General features: G+C 56.3%; 18 protein-coding genes. 3 read left to right on the top strand and 15 right to left on the bottom strand.

Features of this window, described 5'->3' with window-relative positions:
* Positions 1-152 precede the first annotated feature (152 nt).
* The 13 genes from flgL to ACW5XD_RS16260 form a co-directional block, all read right to left on the bottom strand.
* Positions 153-1361, bottom strand: coding sequence for a flagellar hook-associated protein FlgL (flgL, locus tag ACW5XD_RS16320; RefSeq protein WP_456495757.1), 1209 nt, complete (start codon positions 1359-1361; stop codon positions 153-155).
* A gap of 4 nt (positions 1362-1365) precedes the next feature.
* On the bottom strand, positions 1366-3369 hold the full coding sequence (locus tag ACW5XD_RS16315; RefSeq protein WP_456495756.1) for a FlgK family flagellar hook-associated protein: 2004 nt from the start codon (positions 3367-3369) through the stop codon (positions 1366-1368).
* Between the two features lie 3 nt (positions 3370-3372).
* Positions 3373-4449, bottom strand: a complete 1077-nt coding sequence (gene flgJ, locus ACW5XD_RS16310) for a flagellar assembly peptidoglycan hydrolase FlgJ (protein WP_456495755.1) — start codon at positions 4447-4449, stop codon at positions 3373-3375.
* 43 nt (positions 4450-4492) lie between these two features.
* Positions 4493-5590 carry a flagellar basal body P-ring protein FlgI gene (locus ACW5XD_RS16305; protein WP_456495754.1) on the bottom strand — a complete coding sequence of 366 codons (1098 nt, stop codon included), beginning with the start codon at positions 5588-5590 and terminating at the stop codon, positions 4493-4495.
* A gap of 8 nt (positions 5591-5598) precedes the next feature.
* Complete coding sequence (gene flgH, locus ACW5XD_RS16300) at positions 5599-6270, bottom strand: flagellar basal body L-ring protein FlgH (RefSeq protein ID WP_456495753.1); 672 nt, start codon at positions 6268-6270, stop codon at positions 5599-5601.
* Between the two features lie 60 nt (positions 6271-6330).
* Positions 6331-7119 carry a flagellar basal-body rod protein FlgG gene (gene flgG / locus ACW5XD_RS16295; protein WP_456495752.1) on the bottom strand — a complete coding sequence of 263 codons (789 nt, stop codon included), beginning with the start codon at positions 7117-7119 and terminating at the stop codon, positions 6331-6333.
* Positions 7120-7133: 14 nt separating this feature from the next.
* A complete protein-coding gene (flgF, locus tag ACW5XD_RS16290; protein WP_456495751.1) occupies positions 7134-7880 on the bottom strand; it encodes a flagellar basal-body rod protein FlgF in 747 nt (248 codons plus the stop codon).
* A gap of 145 nt (positions 7881-8025) precedes the next feature.
* The gene (flgE, locus tag ACW5XD_RS16285; protein ID WP_456495750.1) at positions 8026-9387 is read right to left on the bottom strand and encodes a flagellar hook protein FlgE; all 1362 of its coding nucleotides are present in this window, start codon (positions 9385-9387) and stop codon (positions 8026-8028) included.
* 10 nt (positions 9388-9397) lie between these two features.
* Positions 9398-10129, bottom strand: a complete 732-nt coding sequence (locus tag ACW5XD_RS16280) for a flagellar hook assembly protein FlgD (protein WP_456495749.1) — start codon at positions 10127-10129, stop codon at positions 9398-9400.
* Positions 10130-10144: 15 nt separating this feature from the next.
* Positions 10145-10564, bottom strand: coding sequence for a flagellar basal body rod protein FlgC (gene flgC, locus ACW5XD_RS16275; protein WP_042870559.1), 420 nt, complete (start codon positions 10562-10564; stop codon positions 10145-10147).
* Positions 10564-10962 carry a flagellar basal body rod protein FlgB gene (gene flgB / locus ACW5XD_RS16270; protein ID WP_456495748.1) on the bottom strand — a complete coding sequence of 133 codons (399 nt, stop codon included), beginning with the start codon at positions 10960-10962 and terminating at the stop codon, positions 10564-10566. The genes flgC and flgB overlap by 1 nt, the downstream gene beginning before the upstream one ends.
* A gap of 62 nt (positions 10963-11024) precedes the next feature.
* Positions 11025-11849: a CheR family methyltransferase gene (locus ACW5XD_RS16265; RefSeq protein WP_043137538.1), complete on the bottom strand. Its 825-nt coding sequence runs from the start codon at positions 11847-11849 to the stop codon at positions 11025-11027.
* Positions 11850-11867: 18 nt separating this feature from the next.
* The gene (locus tag ACW5XD_RS16260; protein WP_042870567.1) at positions 11868-12779 is read right to left on the bottom strand and encodes a chemotaxis protein CheV; all 912 of its coding nucleotides are present in this window, start codon (positions 12777-12779) and stop codon (positions 11868-11870) included.
* A 222-nt stretch (positions 12780-13001) separates the two neighbouring features.
* On the opposite strand from ACW5XD_RS16260, the gene flgA reads away from it, so the two are divergent.
* The 3 genes from flgA to ACW5XD_RS16245 all read left to right on the top strand — a co-directional run bounded on the left by flgA (position 13002) and on the right by ACW5XD_RS16245 (position 14434).
* A complete protein-coding gene (gene flgA / locus ACW5XD_RS16255) occupies positions 13002-13607 on the top strand; it encodes a flagellar basal body P-ring formation chaperone FlgA (protein WP_456495821.1) in 606 nt (201 codons plus the stop codon).
* 90 nt (positions 13608-13697) lie between these two features.
* The gene (gene flgM, locus ACW5XD_RS16250; protein ID WP_456495747.1) at positions 13698-14021 is read left to right on the top strand and encodes a flagellar biosynthesis anti-sigma factor FlgM; all 324 of its coding nucleotides are present in this window, start codon (positions 13698-13700) and stop codon (positions 14019-14021) included.
* A complete protein-coding gene (locus ACW5XD_RS16245; protein WP_456495746.1) occupies positions 14018-14434 on the top strand; it encodes a flagella synthesis protein FlgN in 417 nt (138 codons plus the stop codon). The genes flgM and ACW5XD_RS16245 overlap by 4 nt, the downstream gene beginning before the upstream one ends.
* Positions 14435-14498: 64 nt before the next feature.
* On the opposite strand, the gene yfcE is transcribed toward ACW5XD_RS16245, so the two are convergent.
* Positions 14499-15041, bottom strand: coding sequence for a phosphodiesterase (gene yfcE, locus ACW5XD_RS16240; RefSeq protein WP_456495745.1), 543 nt, complete (start codon positions 15039-15041; stop codon positions 14499-14501).
* A 10-nt stretch (positions 15042-15051) separates the two neighbouring features.
* Complete coding sequence (locus tag ACW5XD_RS16235) at positions 15052-16689, bottom strand: peptide ABC transporter substrate-binding protein (RefSeq protein ID WP_456495744.1); 1638 nt, start codon at positions 16687-16689, stop codon at positions 15052-15054.
* Positions 16690-16816 lie beyond the last annotated feature (127 nt).

Genomic DNA, 16816 nt, shown 5'->3' with positions numbered 1-16816 from the left:
GGGAAGGGCTAAATGGCCCATGGCAACAGCTTGTTACAATTGGCATGAAAGAGGATTTAAATGAGGACAAATAATGGTAATAAATCGCGGAATGTCATGAAGAAATTCCGCTCACCTCCGCCAAGACGGAAGTGAACGGGGCACAAGCAATATCAGCGAATATAGTCAAACAGAGTCAGCTTGCTTATTTTGCTGAAGGAGAGCTGAGTGGCACTCAGGGCCGCATCCTCTTTTGACAAGGTGGCGATCACTTCATACAAATCCGCCTCTGAGACCTTGGCTCTTGCCTCTTGGTTCAAGGTACTCAGTCCCTCGTTCGAACTCGTCACCTGCTCCAGGCTGTTCATTCTCCCGCCAATTTCGCCCAGCCCCTGGTCGACATTCAGGCGGGCATTTTTCATGTGGGCAGTGGCATCAGCCACCTTCATCTGGAAGGTGTCTGGAGTAATATTGGGATCCCGCAATGCCGTAATGAAATCGGACATGCCATCCAGAATATTGTTGTTTTTGGGCGGATCCAGCACAAAGTTTTGGGCTGCGCTGCCAGCTGGCAAATCCAGCGTCAACTCCAAACCGTTGAAGGGAATTTTATTGCCTGCTACATAGTCACCGTTTTGCAGCAAAGTACCGCCACCGTCTCTTATTTCATAGGTATCTGGTGTCCCTGCTGCCGTGGTAACCGTATATTGGTTGCTGGCCAGGGCAGGATCATAATTGTTGCGATAAAAGCTGTCGAAATTTCCCTGGTCGGCTATTCCGACCTGAATATTGGCACTGCCCGCACTGCTGGTTCTGCGGGTCGGTACGATTTCAAACAAGTTGAAACCGGAATCATTGGCCGCAATTTGAACCGTCGGCGACACTTGAATATTGCGCTGCCCAGTATCCCCCTGAAAGACATAATTACCACTGGCATCCTTGACGAAAGGCTGGGTCTTGCTCTGGTTGCCCCCAAAAATATATTCGCCTTGGGAGTTCTTGCTGTTCATCAGGTCAAACATCTGCTTCTGCAGCCCCTCCAGTTCGCTGGCTATCGCCATGCGATCGTCGGAGCCCACCGCCGAGTCGTTGGACTTCTGGATCAGGGTCTGGGCACTGGTCATGGCGTTGTTGAGCGCGGTCAGCACCGTCTCTTCATGGCCGAGGCTGTTTTCCAGCAGGCTGCCATTGACCCCGTACTGCTTGAACAGGTCGATCTCCTTGGTCAGCGCCATCTTCTGGCTCATGCCGGAGGGATCTTCCCCCGCAGTCTTGAACTTGTTCCCGGTCATCAGCTGTTCATAGGCTGTGCTCAACCGCTCATTGGCATTGTTCAGCGAGGATAAATTCCGGTTATAAACCATGTTGGTGGTAATACGCATCTGCTTACCTCACTGATGACAACAGGGTGTCGAAAATGGTCTTGGCGGTGCTGACAATCTGGGCCGATGCCGCATAAGACTGCTGATAGCGGATAAGATTGGCCGCCTCCTCCTCGAGACTCACGCCGGAGACACTCTCGAAAATATTGGTACTCTGGGTCAATTTCGCCTCGTTGGCCTTGAGCAATGTCTTGGCCTGGCTAGTACTGTTGCCCACCCCTGTCACCAAGCCGGTGTAAGCCTCGTTGAAGGTCATCTTGTCACTGCCGGTTCCGGCATTGCTGCTCTTGCGCACCAGATCCTTGTTTTGCAGCTCCGCCAGCGCCAAGCCGTTGGCGTTGTCGGCAAACCCATCCTGATTGTAACTCAGGGTAAAACTGTCTTTGGGCTGCACCGAGCCATTGATGCTGAACTCATAACCCGGTGTCTGTTTGGGATCCGCATAGACATTGGTGCCGGCCGGGAAGGGATTGACGATCGCGGACATCAGATTCTGACCCTTGCTGGACGCCGGAGCGACCCCGATGAGGGTAGTGCCATCCGCCGCATAGACCTCGTAGTTGCCGCTGTTGTCGATCTTCACTATCTGAGGCGAGGCCGGATCCAGCGTATTGGTACCAAAACCCGAGCCCGTGCTGGTGTTGAAGATCCCATTGATCTTGATCTCGGCAGAACCGAAGTTGTTCTTGCCCTTGTCCGCCTTGAGGGGAGAGGCCAGCGCCAGATCTTCCGGACGGGTAGCAAGCTGCCCCAATCCCGCAGCCGCCCGCTTGGTTGGTTGCAACAGGATCCTGTCACCCGCCGCCGGCGTACCGGACAGATCGATCTCGATGCCATGACCGGGCACCTGGAACGTGGCGGGGGGGGTCGTACCAGTGGCCAGCGAAGTACGATTGCCATCCTTGTCCAGCGAGAACACCTCATAACCTGTGGCGCTGCTGAACTGCACCTCGTAATCAAAGGTGGTCACCTCACTGCCTTTGCCGGGTACAAAGCTGACTTTGGCGGCCCCCGTGCCGGTATTCTGGTCATAAGGCAGACCGTCGCTCGCCTCGAGGGAGAAAAGATCCCCCCCCAGCTCATTGTCCAGATCCATGCCCAACCGGTTTTGCTGATTCATGGCATCGGCCATGGCAGCGGCCAATTGGCCCAGCTCACGCTTGGCAGGCTCCAGATCGTTGCGGGCGGAGAACAGACCGCCAATCCCGCCACCGATATCATCCTGATTGATCGTGCTCTTGTTGGTGCCCATGGTCAGCTGCAACTCGGATTCCCGGGAGTCAGGGTTGCCCGATACAATATTGAACTGGGCCACACTGCCATTGAGTACCAGCGAATGACCCGTGCTCATGTTGACCAGCATGCTGCCATTGGCCTGAGGCACGGTGCGGATCTCCATTTTTTCAGAGAGCTGGCGGATAGCTTCATCCCGCTGATCGAACAGCATCAGGTTCTCTTCCGGTGACCCCTGGGTACGGACGATGGCCTGGTTCAGATCGTTGATGCTGTTGATCAGGCTGTTCACCCGTTTGGTCTCGTCACCTATGGTGGTGTTGATGGTATCGGACTGCTTGTCCAGCTGGGCAGACAAGGTATGAAAGCGATTGACCATGCCGCCGAGCTCGCTCAGGGTGGTCTTGCGCCCTGAGACATCGGCGGGTGCTTCGTTAGCTGTATGAAACGCTTCAAAATAGGAGCTGATGGCGGCACCGACACTGTTGCTGGTATCCCCCAGCAGTGAATCTGTATTGGAGAGCTGCTCGTAGCGGGTAGAAGAGGCAAAGTAGGCGGAGGTGTCGCGGCGTACTTCACCCTGGGCATAGGCATTGATGACCCGTTCGGTCAGCATGTCGCCCGCCCCCAATCCGCTGGCATTGGTATAAACCAGGGTCCGTTCACGCACATAGCCCTGGCTATTGACGTTCACTATGTTGTTACTGGTGGTCTGCAGCAACCGCTGCTGGGCCATCACACCCGAGGTACCAATTCCAAGCAGATCGCTTGCCATGACTTACAACTCCATTTCTGTGTATTGGGCAATGGCATCACTGCGCAATACCTGTTTCAGTTTCCTGGCGTACTGGGGATCGGTGGCATATCCAGCCTGTTGCAAGGCCTCAAAATAGTGATCCGGACTGTCCGCCTTGGCCAGGGCCCCCTTGTAACGGGAACCCGAGGTCAGGAAATCGACATAATCGTTGAAGCTATCTTCAAACGACTCGTAGGAGCGAAACGACGCCTTCTGGCGCGAGGCTACCCCTTTCTCATATTCCAGAGTGCTGACCACCGCCTTGGGGCCTTCCCAGCGGGGATCGGCCTTGATGCCGAACAGGTTATGGGTCATCTGCCCTTCCCCGTCCTTGATCACTCGCTTGCCCCAACCGCTTTCCAGCGCCGCCTGAGCCACCAGCACCGCCGGGCTCAACCCCAGCTTGTCCGCCGCCTTCTTGGCAAGCGGCATCAGACGATTGACGAACTCTTCCGGGGTTTCAAACACTTGTGCCGTCTTGTCCAGCGCTTTGGTCGTCTGCACATCTTGTATCCCTTGTGCTGCCCCCATAGGAGGAACACTGCGATGGGGACGGCGTGGCACTTTCAACGCTTGAGCGTCAGCACTCATTTCGTTATCAGCAAAATCTTTGCCAACTTTTGAGGCAGAGATAAGATCGTGAGGGGCAGAGGTAGGGGGCTGATAGGGCTTGTAGACTCGTTCGGTGCGCTGCGGCATCTTTAGCACACGTCCATCATGACGGGTAAAGGTCTCTGGAGAGAGCTGTTTGGCCACCATCTCGGCCAGTCCCATGCCGCCCTTGCTGGTCATGTCGGCCACCCGCTGTTCGTCCAGCATGCCTTCATAGAACTGGGTATAACTGCTGTTCATGGGGTTGTCCTGAGTCAGCGCCTGGTTGGCCTGACGCATGCCCTGAAACAGAGTCTGGGTGAAGATGGACTCAAACTGGCGAGAGGCCGCCATGAGCGCATCGGCTTTGCCCTCTTTGCTCTGGCTCAACTGGCGCAGACGATCCAGGTTCTGGATATCCTGCACCATCCCCATGTTCGCGCCGCTGCTGGTGTCGAATTCTGCCATTTTGCTTACCTCATTGCCGCCCGTGGCAACCCCTTGCCGCTTGTTACAGTATGATCAGCTGACCTTCGATGGCGCCGGCTTGCTGCAACGCCTCGAGGATCGCCATCAGATCGCCGGGAGCCACCCCGACCTGATTCACCGCTCTCACCAGATCATCCAGAGTCGCACCGGTATCCAGCTTGAACATGCGCCCCTGCTCCTGCTGTATATTGATGGTGGAATTGTTGGTGACTGTGGTCTGTCCCCCTGCAAGCGGGTTAGGTTGAGAAACTTGTTTGTTTTCAGCAATTGTGACTGTTAACCCGCCATGGCTGATGGCCGCCGGCTTGAGTCGCACCTGACTGCCGATGACGATGGTACCGGTACGGGAGTTGACGATGATCTTGGCAGCCTCGCTGGCCGGATCCACTTCCAGATTCTCGATGGTGGCGAGGTAGGAGACCCGTTGCCCAGGATCCCGCGGCGCATAGACCTTGATTGAAGTCGCATCAAGTGCCTGTGCCGTGTTGGGGCCCACCAGATCGTTGACCACATCCGCCAGCCGGCGAGCTGTGGTGAAATCGGGTCGATTGAGGTTGAAGGTAATGGTATCGCCCTGGCTGAAAGAGTTCGGCACTTCCCGCTCCACGGTCGCACCGTTGGCGATGCGGCCCACGGTCGGCGTATTGACCACCACCTTGGAGCCATCGGCGCCTTCGGCGCCCAGACCACCCACCACCAGACTACCCTGTGCCACCGCATAGACTCGACCATCCAGCCCTTTCAGGAAGCTTTGCAGCAGGGTGCCGCCCCGCAGACTCTTGGCCTCGCCGATGGCCGATACCGTCACATCTATGGTCTGGCCCGGCTTGGAAAACGGAGGCAGCTCCGCATGAATGGCCACCGGCGCCACGTCCTTGATCTTGGGCTTGATGTTGTCCGGCACCTTGATGCCGAAGTTGTTGAGCATGGTACGGAAGGTCTGTTCGGTGAAAGCGTTGTTCTTCTCGCCGGTGCCGGGCAAGCCGACGACCAGACCGTAGCCGATCAACTGGTTGCTACGTACCCCGTCCACCGAGCTGATGTCCTTGATACGGGAGGCATAGGCCATCCCCAAGGGCATCAGGCAGCAGAGCAGGGTCACAAGACGGAGTGACTTCATAACATCTCCTAGAGCGGCCACCAGGGGCCATTGAAAAAGCTGGTAAGCCACCCCTGTTCCTGACTGTTGGCCAGGTCACCGGTACCGCCGTAATGGATACGGGCATTGGCGACCCGTTGTGACGACACGCTGTTTTCGGACGTCACATCTTCGGGGCGGATCATGCCGGTAATCCGGATATATTCGTTGCCATTGTTGAGCATGATCCACTTCTCGCCGCGCACTATCAGGTTGCCGTTGGGCAGCACCTTGGCCACGCTGACCGAGATATTGCCCTGCAGACTGTTGCTCTGATCCGCCTTGGCCTGCCCTTTGAAAGCGCTGTTCTGGCCCAGCGACGCCGACAGATCATAAGGACCTGCCGTGACCGGCACACCGCCCAGCGTGACAGGCTCCATGCTCAGCTTGTTGTCCTTGCCACTTTGGGTATTGGCCTTCTTGGAGGCAGAGGTCGACTCGGACAACTCAATGGTGATGATGTCGCCCACCCTGTGCGCCTTGATGTCCGAATAGATGCCGTTAGCCTGATCCGGCTGAAAAATGGCCCCGGTCGGTCTGACGGAGACGGGCTCCGATTCCCCGTACACCGGGGAGAATTCGGGATCATCTGGCTTGGCCGTGTTGGGAGTACTGCTGCAGCCCCCCAGCGCCAACAGCCCCAGCATCCATATGGCTTTCATCATGCGCCTCCTACCGATGTGCGCGGGATCAAAAATGAGATCATGGCATCCATCACCCACTTATGTACGCTGGATCAGGAAGGACATCATGCCATCCACCGCCGAGAGAACCTTGGAGTTCATCTCGTAGACCCGCTGGGCCTGGATCAGGTTGACCAGCTCTTCGGTCACGTTGACGTTGGACGTTTCCAGCATGCCCTGCTTGATGACGCCGAGCCCGTCCGCCCCGGCAGTCCCCTGAATGGGAGCGCCGCTGGACTGGGTTTCGACAAACATGTTCTCCCCCATGGGTTGCAGGCCGGAGGCGTTGACGAAGTCCGTGGTGTTGATCTGACCCACCACCTGAGAGGCGCCGTCCCCCTTGAGCTGCACGGAGACCTGCCCATCCTCGCCCACGGTCACGCTCTGGGCATTCTCGGGGATCTGGATTTCGGGTTGCAGCGGATAGCCGTTGCCCGGGGTGACGATAGTCCCTTCATCATTGAGGGTAAACTGACCGTTGCGGGTATAGGCGGCGCTGCCATCAGGCAACTGGATTTCGAAGTAGCCACGGCCGCTGATCATCAAATCCAGCGAGTTGTCCGTGGTCTGCACGTTGCCTTGACTGTGGTTCTTCTGGGTGGCAACGACCTTGGCACCGGCCCCCAGCATCAAGCCGGAAGGGAGCTCGGTATCCGCCGACGAGCGGCCACCCGGCTGGTTGATATTTTGATAAAGCAGATCTTCAAATATGGCCCGGGATTTTTTGTAACCCACGGTGCTGGCGTTCGCCAGGTTGTTCGAGGTGACCGCGATGTTGGTCTGCTGAGCATCCAAGCCGGTCTTGCTGATCCAGAGTGCAGGGTTCATTTAAAACTCCTTGATTAGCTGATACGCAGCAGCTGGGTTTGGGCTTCGTCGTTTTCTTCTGCGGTCTTCATGATTTTGACCTGAGTTTCAAACTGACGTTGCAACCGGATAAGGTTGGTCATCTCGTCCACCACATTGACGTTGCTCCCCTCGAGGGAACCTGCGATGAGACCGACATTGGCAGAGGCAGCTTCATTTTTGCCATCCTTGCGGCGAAACAGGCCATCCTGACCTTTTTCCACCGCATCGGCGGCGGGCTTGACCAGCTTGATGCGCTGGAAATCCTCGGGCAAGCTGGGCGCAGCACCTTCTGGACGACCACTGATGGTGCCGTCCCGGTTGATTTCAATTTTTTCCATTGGTAGCGGCAGCACTATGGGCTGACCACCGTCATCCACGACATTGAGGCCGGTAGAGGTCTGCAGGTTGCCGGTCGCACTCAGCTGCAGGTTGCCCATACGGGTGTAGGCTTCCCCTCCCTTGGGATCCTGCACCGCGATCCAGCCTTGACCGTCAACGGCCACGTCAAGATCCCGACCCGTGGTCATCAGCATGCCGTGCTCCAGATTCTGGCCCGGCCGCTCCGTCATGGCGAACACCCGGGATGGCAAGCCTTCGCCAAACGCCTGCATGCTGCGCGCCTGCTCGAAGTCAGACTTGAAACCGACTGTGTTGGCGTTGGCCAGGTTGTTGCTTCGAACAGCCAGGCTGTTCATGTTTTCCTTGGCCCCGGACATGGCGATATAAAGCAGGTGATCCATGGGATCCTCCGTCAAACTGATGACTCTGAAGAGAGAACTGCAATTTGAGTGCCAATAGCGGTTAAGGCATGCAAGAGAGGAGATAAAACGGGAGGAAGCAGAGGAAAAAAAGGGCGCCGAGGCGCCCTTGTCATCATGGTGTGACTTAGCGGATCTGCAGTATGGTCTGCTGCAGCGAACTGTTCACTTCCAGCGAACGGGAGTTGGCCTGGAAGTTGCGCTGCGCCGTGATCAGGTTTACCAGCTGGGAGGTCAAGTCCACGTTGGATTGCTCCAACGAAGAGGACTTGATGCTGCCGAAGGTACCCGAGTTGGGTGTGCCGGGCAAAGCATCGCCGGAGAGCAGGGACTGGCGCCAGGAGGTATCACCCACCTGAGTCAGCCCTTGCGAGTTGGCGAACTTGGCCATGGCGACCATGGCCACTTTCAAGGTGGTGGCGTTGCTGTAAGTCGCCGAAACGATGCCATCGGCGGTGATCTCGACCTTGGTCAGACGGCCAACGGTGGAACCATCCTGAGTCAATTTGTTCACTTCAAACGGAGAAGAAAACTGGGTCACAGTGCCCAACTGGACTTCCACCTGCTGAGTACCGTCTGCACCATTATTGATGATACCCGCACCCGGGGTACCAAGCGGTATGGTCTTGATGGTGGCTGGCGTTGTGGGCGTCACCATTTTGCCATCTTTATCAAAGGTGACTTGCGCACACAATGGCGCAGCCGGTTTACCGGTCGCCATGGTTGTGGTGACGCCACCAGACACATCGATCGGCTTCTTGTCCTCGTACATGTACATACGCCAGGTTGTTGGCGTTGCTGGCTTGGTCACATCCGCAGGGTCGGCTTCCTTGACGAAATATTGGGTGATGACATGGGGCGTCCCCAACGAGTCATAGATGGTCACCGAGGTGGATGAGGCGTAACTCTTTGGATCATTGATAGGGTCAAAAGATGAAGCATCTGTGGCCGAGGTGCCGGCAGCCTGCGGTGTTGAATCGGACTGGAGATTGAAACTGGCCTCAATTTTGGTCGTCTGCTTGGGCTCACCTGCCCGATCCGGGATTTGGATGGGCTTGGTAGCATTGATGCTGACCGCCTTGGGGGTGCCGTCTGAGTTGACTTCATACCCCTGCAGATAGTTGCCCTGATTGTTGACCATGTAGCTGCTTTCGTTGAGCTTGAAGGCCCCGGCCCGGGTATAGGTGCGATCCAGATTGGTCAAACCGTCCGAGGTCACGAAGAAACCGTTGCCCTGAATGGCAAGATCCAGCGAGTTGTTGGTGAATTGCAGTGCCCCCTGATGGAACTGCTGAGCAACAGCCCCCGTGGCCACACCATTACCGACTTGCGTCTTGGCATTGACGAAGATCGAGTTCGCATACACATCGGCAAATTCGGCTCGCGACTCCTTGAAGCCGATCGAGTTGACGTTGGCAATGTTGTTGGCGGTGACGTTCAGATCTTTTTGTGCCGCGTTGACACCGCTCAAGGCATTGTTAAATGACATATCCAGCTCCTTAGATCGATGCTGTAGGCTTGGTCGTTGATGGTGTGGTTTGGTTTGAATTGGTTCCGGCGATCTCCAGGATATCCCCCAGAGAAATGGCCCCAAGTCCTTTCAATTTAACCAAGGTGGGAGAGGTGCCATTACCCAGGGTGACGCTTTCTACTCGCCCATAGGTCAAGGCCGAAATACTCTCTGATTTGCCGGCCACTGTGCCGGTCGCTTTAATCTGGTACTTGCCCTCTTTGACGGGATTGCCGTCCTTGTCGGTCCCATCCCAGCTGAAGGCCACGTTACCCTGATGTTCTCCATCAAGAGAGAATGTCTTGACAACCTGCCCTTTTTCATCTTCCACCGTGATTTTCACGTTCGACATTGTCTTGTCGCCGACGGCCGCCACCCCGGAGATCTTGCCATCTTTTTCCAGATAGCCGGTATTGGAGGGGATCAGTACGTTCTGCCCCACCAGAGCGGAAGCCTGCAACGCCTGGCTGGAGGTCATCAAGGTATTGAGGTTGCCCATCTGGGTCGACAGACTCGTGATCCCTTCCGAGGTCGACATGGATGTCATCTGGGACAACATCTGAGCGTTATCGACGGGTTTGAACGGATCCTGATAAGAGAGCTGCATGGTCAGCAGCTTCAGAAACGACGCCTGATCCAGTTCTTTCTTGGGGGTCGTTGTCGTGCCTGTGGTCTGGGTTGTGGTACGGCTGATGCCGTTCACACTGCTTGTATCTGCCATCTGTGCTTACCCCTATCAGGACTTGCCAAGCTGAAGAGTCTGCTGCAGCATCTTCTTGGCAGAATCGGCAACCTGCACATTTGTCTGATAACTGCGTGAGGCGTTGATCATGTCTGCCATCTCTTCCACCATGTTGACGTTGGGCTTGAAAATAAAGCCATCCTTGTCAGCCATGGGGTGGCCCGGGTTGTACTCCTTGAGCAAGGGCGCCTCGCTCTCGACAATCCCCTTCACCTCGACCCCGACGGATGCCTGCTTGTCTGACATGGCCTGATCCAGCTGAGCGGCAAAGATTGGCCGCCTGGCATGGTAAGTATTTTCCACACTGGAGCTGACGCTGTCGGCGTTGGCCATGTTGCTGGCCACCGTGTTGAGTCGAACAGACTGTGCACTCATGGCCGAGCCTGCAATGTCAAAGACCTTGAACAAACTCATTACTGTTCTCCTTTCAGCGCCTTCAGCAGGCCACTGATCTTGCTATTCATAAATTCGAGGGAGGTCTGGTACTCAAGGCTGTTACGCAAGAACTCGCTGCGCTCCTGCTGCACGTCTACCGTGTTGCCATCACCGGTGTCGGGCTGCAGAGGATTGCGGTACTGCGTCAGGCCAGGGGCATCCGACTGCAAGGCAAAGTGCTTCTCACTGGTCGTCGCCAGACCGACCCCCTGCTGATGCTGGGCCTCTTCCAGTGCCTGTGAGAAGTTGATATCCCTGGCCTTGAAACCCGGGGTATCCGCGTTGGCAATGTTGCTGGACAACACCTCTGCACGCTTGGAGCGAACGCTCAGCGCGTATTGATGAATACCAAATGCCTTGTCGAATGAAATTGCCATAGCACACCTCCTGCTTGATAAATTATTAGCAAGAGATGTGCCAAAGGGGATTTAGGCGGGGATTATTTGACTTTGTAGACGATGCCGGGATTGCAGCGGACCATTTCGAACCTGTCGGTCAGACCGGCCAGTGACTCGGAAGCCCCCAACATCAGATAACCGCCGGGATTGAGACTGGCTGCGAACTGGTTGAGGATCTTGGACTTCACTTCCGGCGCAAAATAGATGAGCACGTTGCGGCAGAAGATGATGTCGAACTTGCCGAGCAGACTGTAACTCTCCAGCAGGTTCAGTGGCCGGAAGGTGGTCAATTTTCTGACACGCTCCACCACCCGCATCTTGTTGTCGCCATACGCTTCGAAAAAGAGCTTCTTGCGCTCCGGCGACAAGCCGCGAGCCAGCGCCAGGCTGTCGTACACCCCTTCCTTGCACTGGTTCAGCATGGTGCTGGAAATATCCGTTCCCACAATCTGGACGCCACCAGGCAAGGTGCCCGGCTTCTTGACCTGCTGCTCCAGCGCCGTCATGGCGATGGAATAGGGTTCTTGGCCGGACGAGGATGCTGCCGACCAGATCTTGATTGGACGACCGCTCTTGCCGAGTTCAGGAAAAATCTTGTCCGTCAGCAACTGGAATGGATAGGTATCCCGAAACCACAATGTTTCGTTGGTAGTCATGGCATCAACTACTGCCATTTTCAGATCGCGCTCACGCACACTCATCGCTCGCGTAACCAGATCAGACAGACTCTCAATACCAAACTGAGTCATCAAGGGCGAAAGCCGACTCTTGACCAGATACTGTTTGTTGTCACCCAGCACGATCCCGCTCTGTACCGCCAGAAAGTTGCTGAATTGTTTGTATAAGTCGTCCGAAAGTGTCTTCATGCAGTTTGTTCTTCTTGATTAGAGTGCGCCTTGTACGGCCTTGGCCAATTCATCCGGTTGGAATTTGGCAATGAAATTGTTCGCACCGACTTTCTGCACCATGGCCTGATTGAACACCCCACTGAGGGATGTGTGCAGAATAACATGTAAGTCCTTGAGATTGGGATTGTTGCGGATCTCGGCGGTAAAAGTATAACCGTCCATTTCCGGCATCTCGATGTCCGAAATTACCAGGGCAATCTGATCCTTGATGGGGCCATTCTTGGCCATCTCCAGCAACATGTTCAGCGCCTCACGTCCATCCTTGGCCAGCACACACTGCACGCCGATAGCCTCAAGGGCTCGTTGTACCTGCTTGCGAGCAACGGAGGAATCATCTGCCACCAGCACGGGGCGACCATGAGTATTGTGCTCGGCACTGGCATCCACCAACTCGGCACTCACCTCGGTCGACACCGGAGAGATCTCGTTGAGGATGCGTTCAACGTCCAGGATCTCCACCAGCTCGCCATCCACCTCGGTGACCGCCGTCATGTAGTTGATACGCCCGGCCCCTTTTGGAGGGGGCAGAATGGATTCCCAGTTCATGTTGATGATGCGCTCGACCGAGTGCACCAAGAAGCCCTGCACTGAACGGTTGTACTCGGAAATAATGATGAAGCACTTGCTCAGGTCCTCGATAGGACGCTTGCCTACCGCCATGCTGAGATCGATCACCGAAATAGTCTGGCCACGGATATGAGCAACCCCACGAATGCAGGAGTTCAACTTGGGCATGACGGTCAAGGAGGGACATTGCAACACTTCACGCACTTTGAATACGTTGATGCCAAATCTTTGACGTCCATTGAGACGAAACAACAATAACTCCAACCGGTTTTGTCCCACCAGTTGGGTACGTTGGTTGACCGAGTCCAGAATACTGGCCATAAACACTCCCTAAAAACGCTTGGCATTAATCATGCATGCGTGTTGGCTTGCGTCAGACTATCGATGTCACTACGAACGAATTCTGAAGCAAGCATAGTTAAATATGGTGATATGCGTGAACAACTTATCGGCCTGCGAGCGAAAATGATTAGTAGACTTTTCCTCACCTTACTGCTGTTTTGCGGCATTTCTCACGCCACGGCATCCGAGGTGACCAGTTATCTGCAAGAAATGGCACAAGAGTTTGTGCTCGGCCAGCTCGATCTTCCGCTCGATGCCCAAGCACAGGTGCAAGCCGCCTCCATCGATGAACGCCTGCCCTTGAGCCGCTGCGAACAACATCTCACCATCAGTTTTCCCGCCAGAATGGAGGTACGTCGCAACACCACCGTCTACCTCAAATGCGAGGAGGAGAAGCCATGGGATATTTATCTGCCGGTACGGGTCAGCATACAGAAGCCTTATGTGACCGTCTCGGCGCCGGTGGCCAAGGGCGACATCCTCAGCGAAGGCATGCTGACCCTAGCCTATCAGGATCAGACGCTGATCCGCGGTGACTATTTAAGCGATCCGTCCCCCCTTATAGGCGTGCGCAGCAAGCGGGAGCTCAAACCGGGTCAGCCAATACGGCTCACTCAGGTTTGCGTGGTGTGCAAAGGCGATCAGGTGACCCTCAGTGCAGAAAATAGCAGCATGCAAATCAAAACCATGGCCCGAGCCTTGCAAGATGGCAGCTTCGGAGACATGATCAGGCTCGTCAATATTCGGTCAGGAAAGACAGTGCAGGGTAAAGTCAACGCAGTTGGATCAGTGGTGGTCACCTTCTGAGTGTTTTTCAGATCACTTTTTTTCTAAAGTTATGACGCCAGCCACCGATAAACAGGTAAGCGAACAGCAAAGCAGACGAAGGTAAACACTATGGCTATTAACAATATCAACAACTTGGCGAACAACCGGTTGCAAAATACCGGGAGCAGCCAGGGTGCCAATACCAAACCAGCGACCTCGTCCCCCGACAACCGTGCGGCGACCGTCAAGACTGACTCCGTCTCCTTGACCAATGAGGCGCAGCAATTGCAACAGATGCAGAAAAACCTCAACGCGACCTCGACTACCGGCAATGAGAGTCGGGTCGAGAGCTTGAAGAAAGCCGTGGCCAATGGTGAATATCAGGTCAACAGCGAAGCTGTGGCCAAGAAGATGTTCAGCTTTGAATCCAATCTGGACAAGCTGCTGGGATGATGGATTTACCTTCGCTGCTGCATACCCAAGATGAATACCTCTCCCAGATGAAAGGTTTGCTGGAGGAGGAATTCAACCTGCTCAAGCAACACCAGGCCTTGGCACTACCCGAGCTGGCAGAGCGCAAGCAGAAACTGCTTGCCGATATTGAAGTGCTGGATCAGACCCTGGCCCAGATGCCCGAGCTGCAACTACAGCTCAATGCCTTTCCCGAGCAAATGCATCGCCTGCGTAAAAAGCTCGATGCCTGCCAGGAACAAAATGATCTCAATGGTCGCCTGCTCGAGCTCAGCATCGTCTCCAACCGCAGACTGGCAAGCTTCCTCAGCAAGTTGCGCGATCGCAACTCCCTGACCTATGACGCCAAGGGCAATACCCGCTCCGGTACCCGCTCATTCGGCATCAAGGCCTGATCCCTTTCTTCTCGCTTCCAGTTTTCCCTCACAGCCATCCTGATCAGCGCCTTCGTCACACACCTTACAAGGTCAGACGCAGCAAGGTCTCGCTATCTGCACAGGCATGAATGCTCAATACTCCATCTTCATAACGGCCATAAGTTGCCGCCAGCTCCCCCCGTGGAAAACAGATGGATCCTGGATTCATCAGCACCAGCACCCCTTCCCGCTGCAACATGGGCAGATGGGTATGGCCGCTGATGAACAGGCTGCCTGCCGGCAGCGGCACCGCTTCCGGGCGATAGAGATGACCATGGCTGACAAACCAGCGCCGGCCATCCACCAGCAACTGGTTGTAGGGGGCCATCATGGGGAAATCCAGCAGCATCTGATCCACTTCCGAGTCGCAATTGCCACGCACCGCCATGATCTGCGGCGCCAGCTGATTGAGCCGATCGGCCACGGCGGCGGGGGCATAACCCGGCGGGACCGGGTTGCGCGGGCCGTGGTTGAGCACGTCGCCGAGCAACAGGTAGTGATCCGGCTGCCAGGCGGCAAGCTGGTCAAGTACCTGTTCCAAGGCACTCAGGCTGCCGTGCAGGTCCGAAATAATGGCAATCTTCATCACATGCTCCTCACGGCTGGCTGAAATAGAGGTCCTTGGTGGCAATCGCCCCCTTGAGATTCTGAACGGGCAGGCCACGCAGGGTGGGATCCACCAACCGCATCTGGTTGTAGTGATAGACGGGAATGGCGGGCATCTCGTCCATCAGCAACTGCTCGGCCTGACGGTAGAGCCCGGTCCTGACGTTACCATCCAGGGTGTCCGAGGCCTGTTGCAACAGGCCGTCAAAGGCCGGATTGCAGTAGCCGCTCTCGTTCTGGGGATCCTGGCAACGGAAGCTGTTGAGCATGGATGAGGGCTCCACGTAATCCCCGAACAGGAAGGAGCGGGCCAGCATGAAGTCCCCGCTGTCTTTGGCCACCTGATAGGCGTTCCACTCCATGTTGTTGAGCGCCACTTCCACCCCCAGCGGCTTCCACATGGAAGCTACCGCCAGTGCCAGCTTCTTGTGATTTTCGGAGGTGTTGTAGGTCAGAGTCAGCTTGAGGGGATGGGCGCTGTTGTAACCAGCCTGTGCCAGCAGCGCGCTCGCCCTGGCCAGCCGGGTCGGCTGATCCTGCAAAGCCAGTGGTGAGCTCAACGCCTCATAACCCGGCATGGTGGGCAGCAGCGACCAGGCGGCTTGCTCACCCTGGCCGCTGACCTTCTCGGTCAGCAAATGGCGATCTATGGTCATGGCCAGCGCCTGACGCACCCGCACATCCTGCAACTCGGGGCGACGCAGGTTGAAGGTATAGAGATAGGTGCCGAGCAGCGGCAGGCCCCAGATCCGCTCGGGAGTCGCGTCTTTGGTCTTCTGGTAATACTCCAGCGCCACCTTGTTGGTGAGCTGGATCTCGCCAGCCTCGTAGCGCAGTCGCTCGGCGTGCTGGGAGGCAAGCGGCAAATAGGTAACCCGCAGGATCCGGGTATGAGCATCATCCCAATACTGGACGTTGCGCTCCGCCTCGATGCGCTCGTTGGGCACCCAGTTCACCAGCTTGTAGGCGCCATTGCTGACCAGCTTGCCCGGCTGGGTCCACTGCTTGCCAAACTGGCTGATGGCCTTCTCGTTGACCGGCACGAAGGGACGCTGGCTTATCAGCTGCAGGAAATAGGGCACAGGCCGCTCCAGGGTCACTTTCAGGATCTGCTCGCTCTCGGCCTCCACCCCCAGGGTATTGAGATCCAGCGCCCCTGCGTAGATGGACTGGGCATTGTTGATGCCGGTCGCCAGCAGCAACCCGGCAGACGGGGAGCCCTGCGCCGGATCCAGCAGTCGCCGCCAGGCATAGACAAAATCCTGCGCGCCGAGCGGTTCGCCGTTGGACCACTTGAGCTGCGGGCGCAGGAAGAAGCGCCAGACCAGCCCATCCTCGCTGGTCTCCCAGCGCTGGGCCTGGGCCGGCACGATCCGCCCCTGCCCATCTTCGCTCACCAGCCCCTCGAACAAGTCCACCAGCACCACTTCGCCGGGGAAACCGGAGCGGATCTGGGCAGGGTCGAGGGATTCCGGCTCGGCGCCGTTGCCCTTGACCAGAGTCTGGCGGTCCGACAACGCGGGCTCTTGGGACACAGTGGTGGCCTGCACTGAAGGGGCCATCAACAGACCCAGCAGCAAGGGAGAGAGCCAGCGACGGGCTGGCCGGGAAGCGGGGCAAAAAACCATGACATAAACCTCGTTCAATTCACTTTATTTCAAGAAGGGGGAAGGCCGGCTGCTCGCCTGAATACGAATGCATGATGCTGCGCTTGTTATCCCCGAAGACGCCCCGTATTGTATCGGGCTTGCTCAA

The organism is Aeromonas enterica (assembly GCF_054052465.1).
This window is presented reverse-complemented; position numbering and strand designations above follow the sequence as displayed.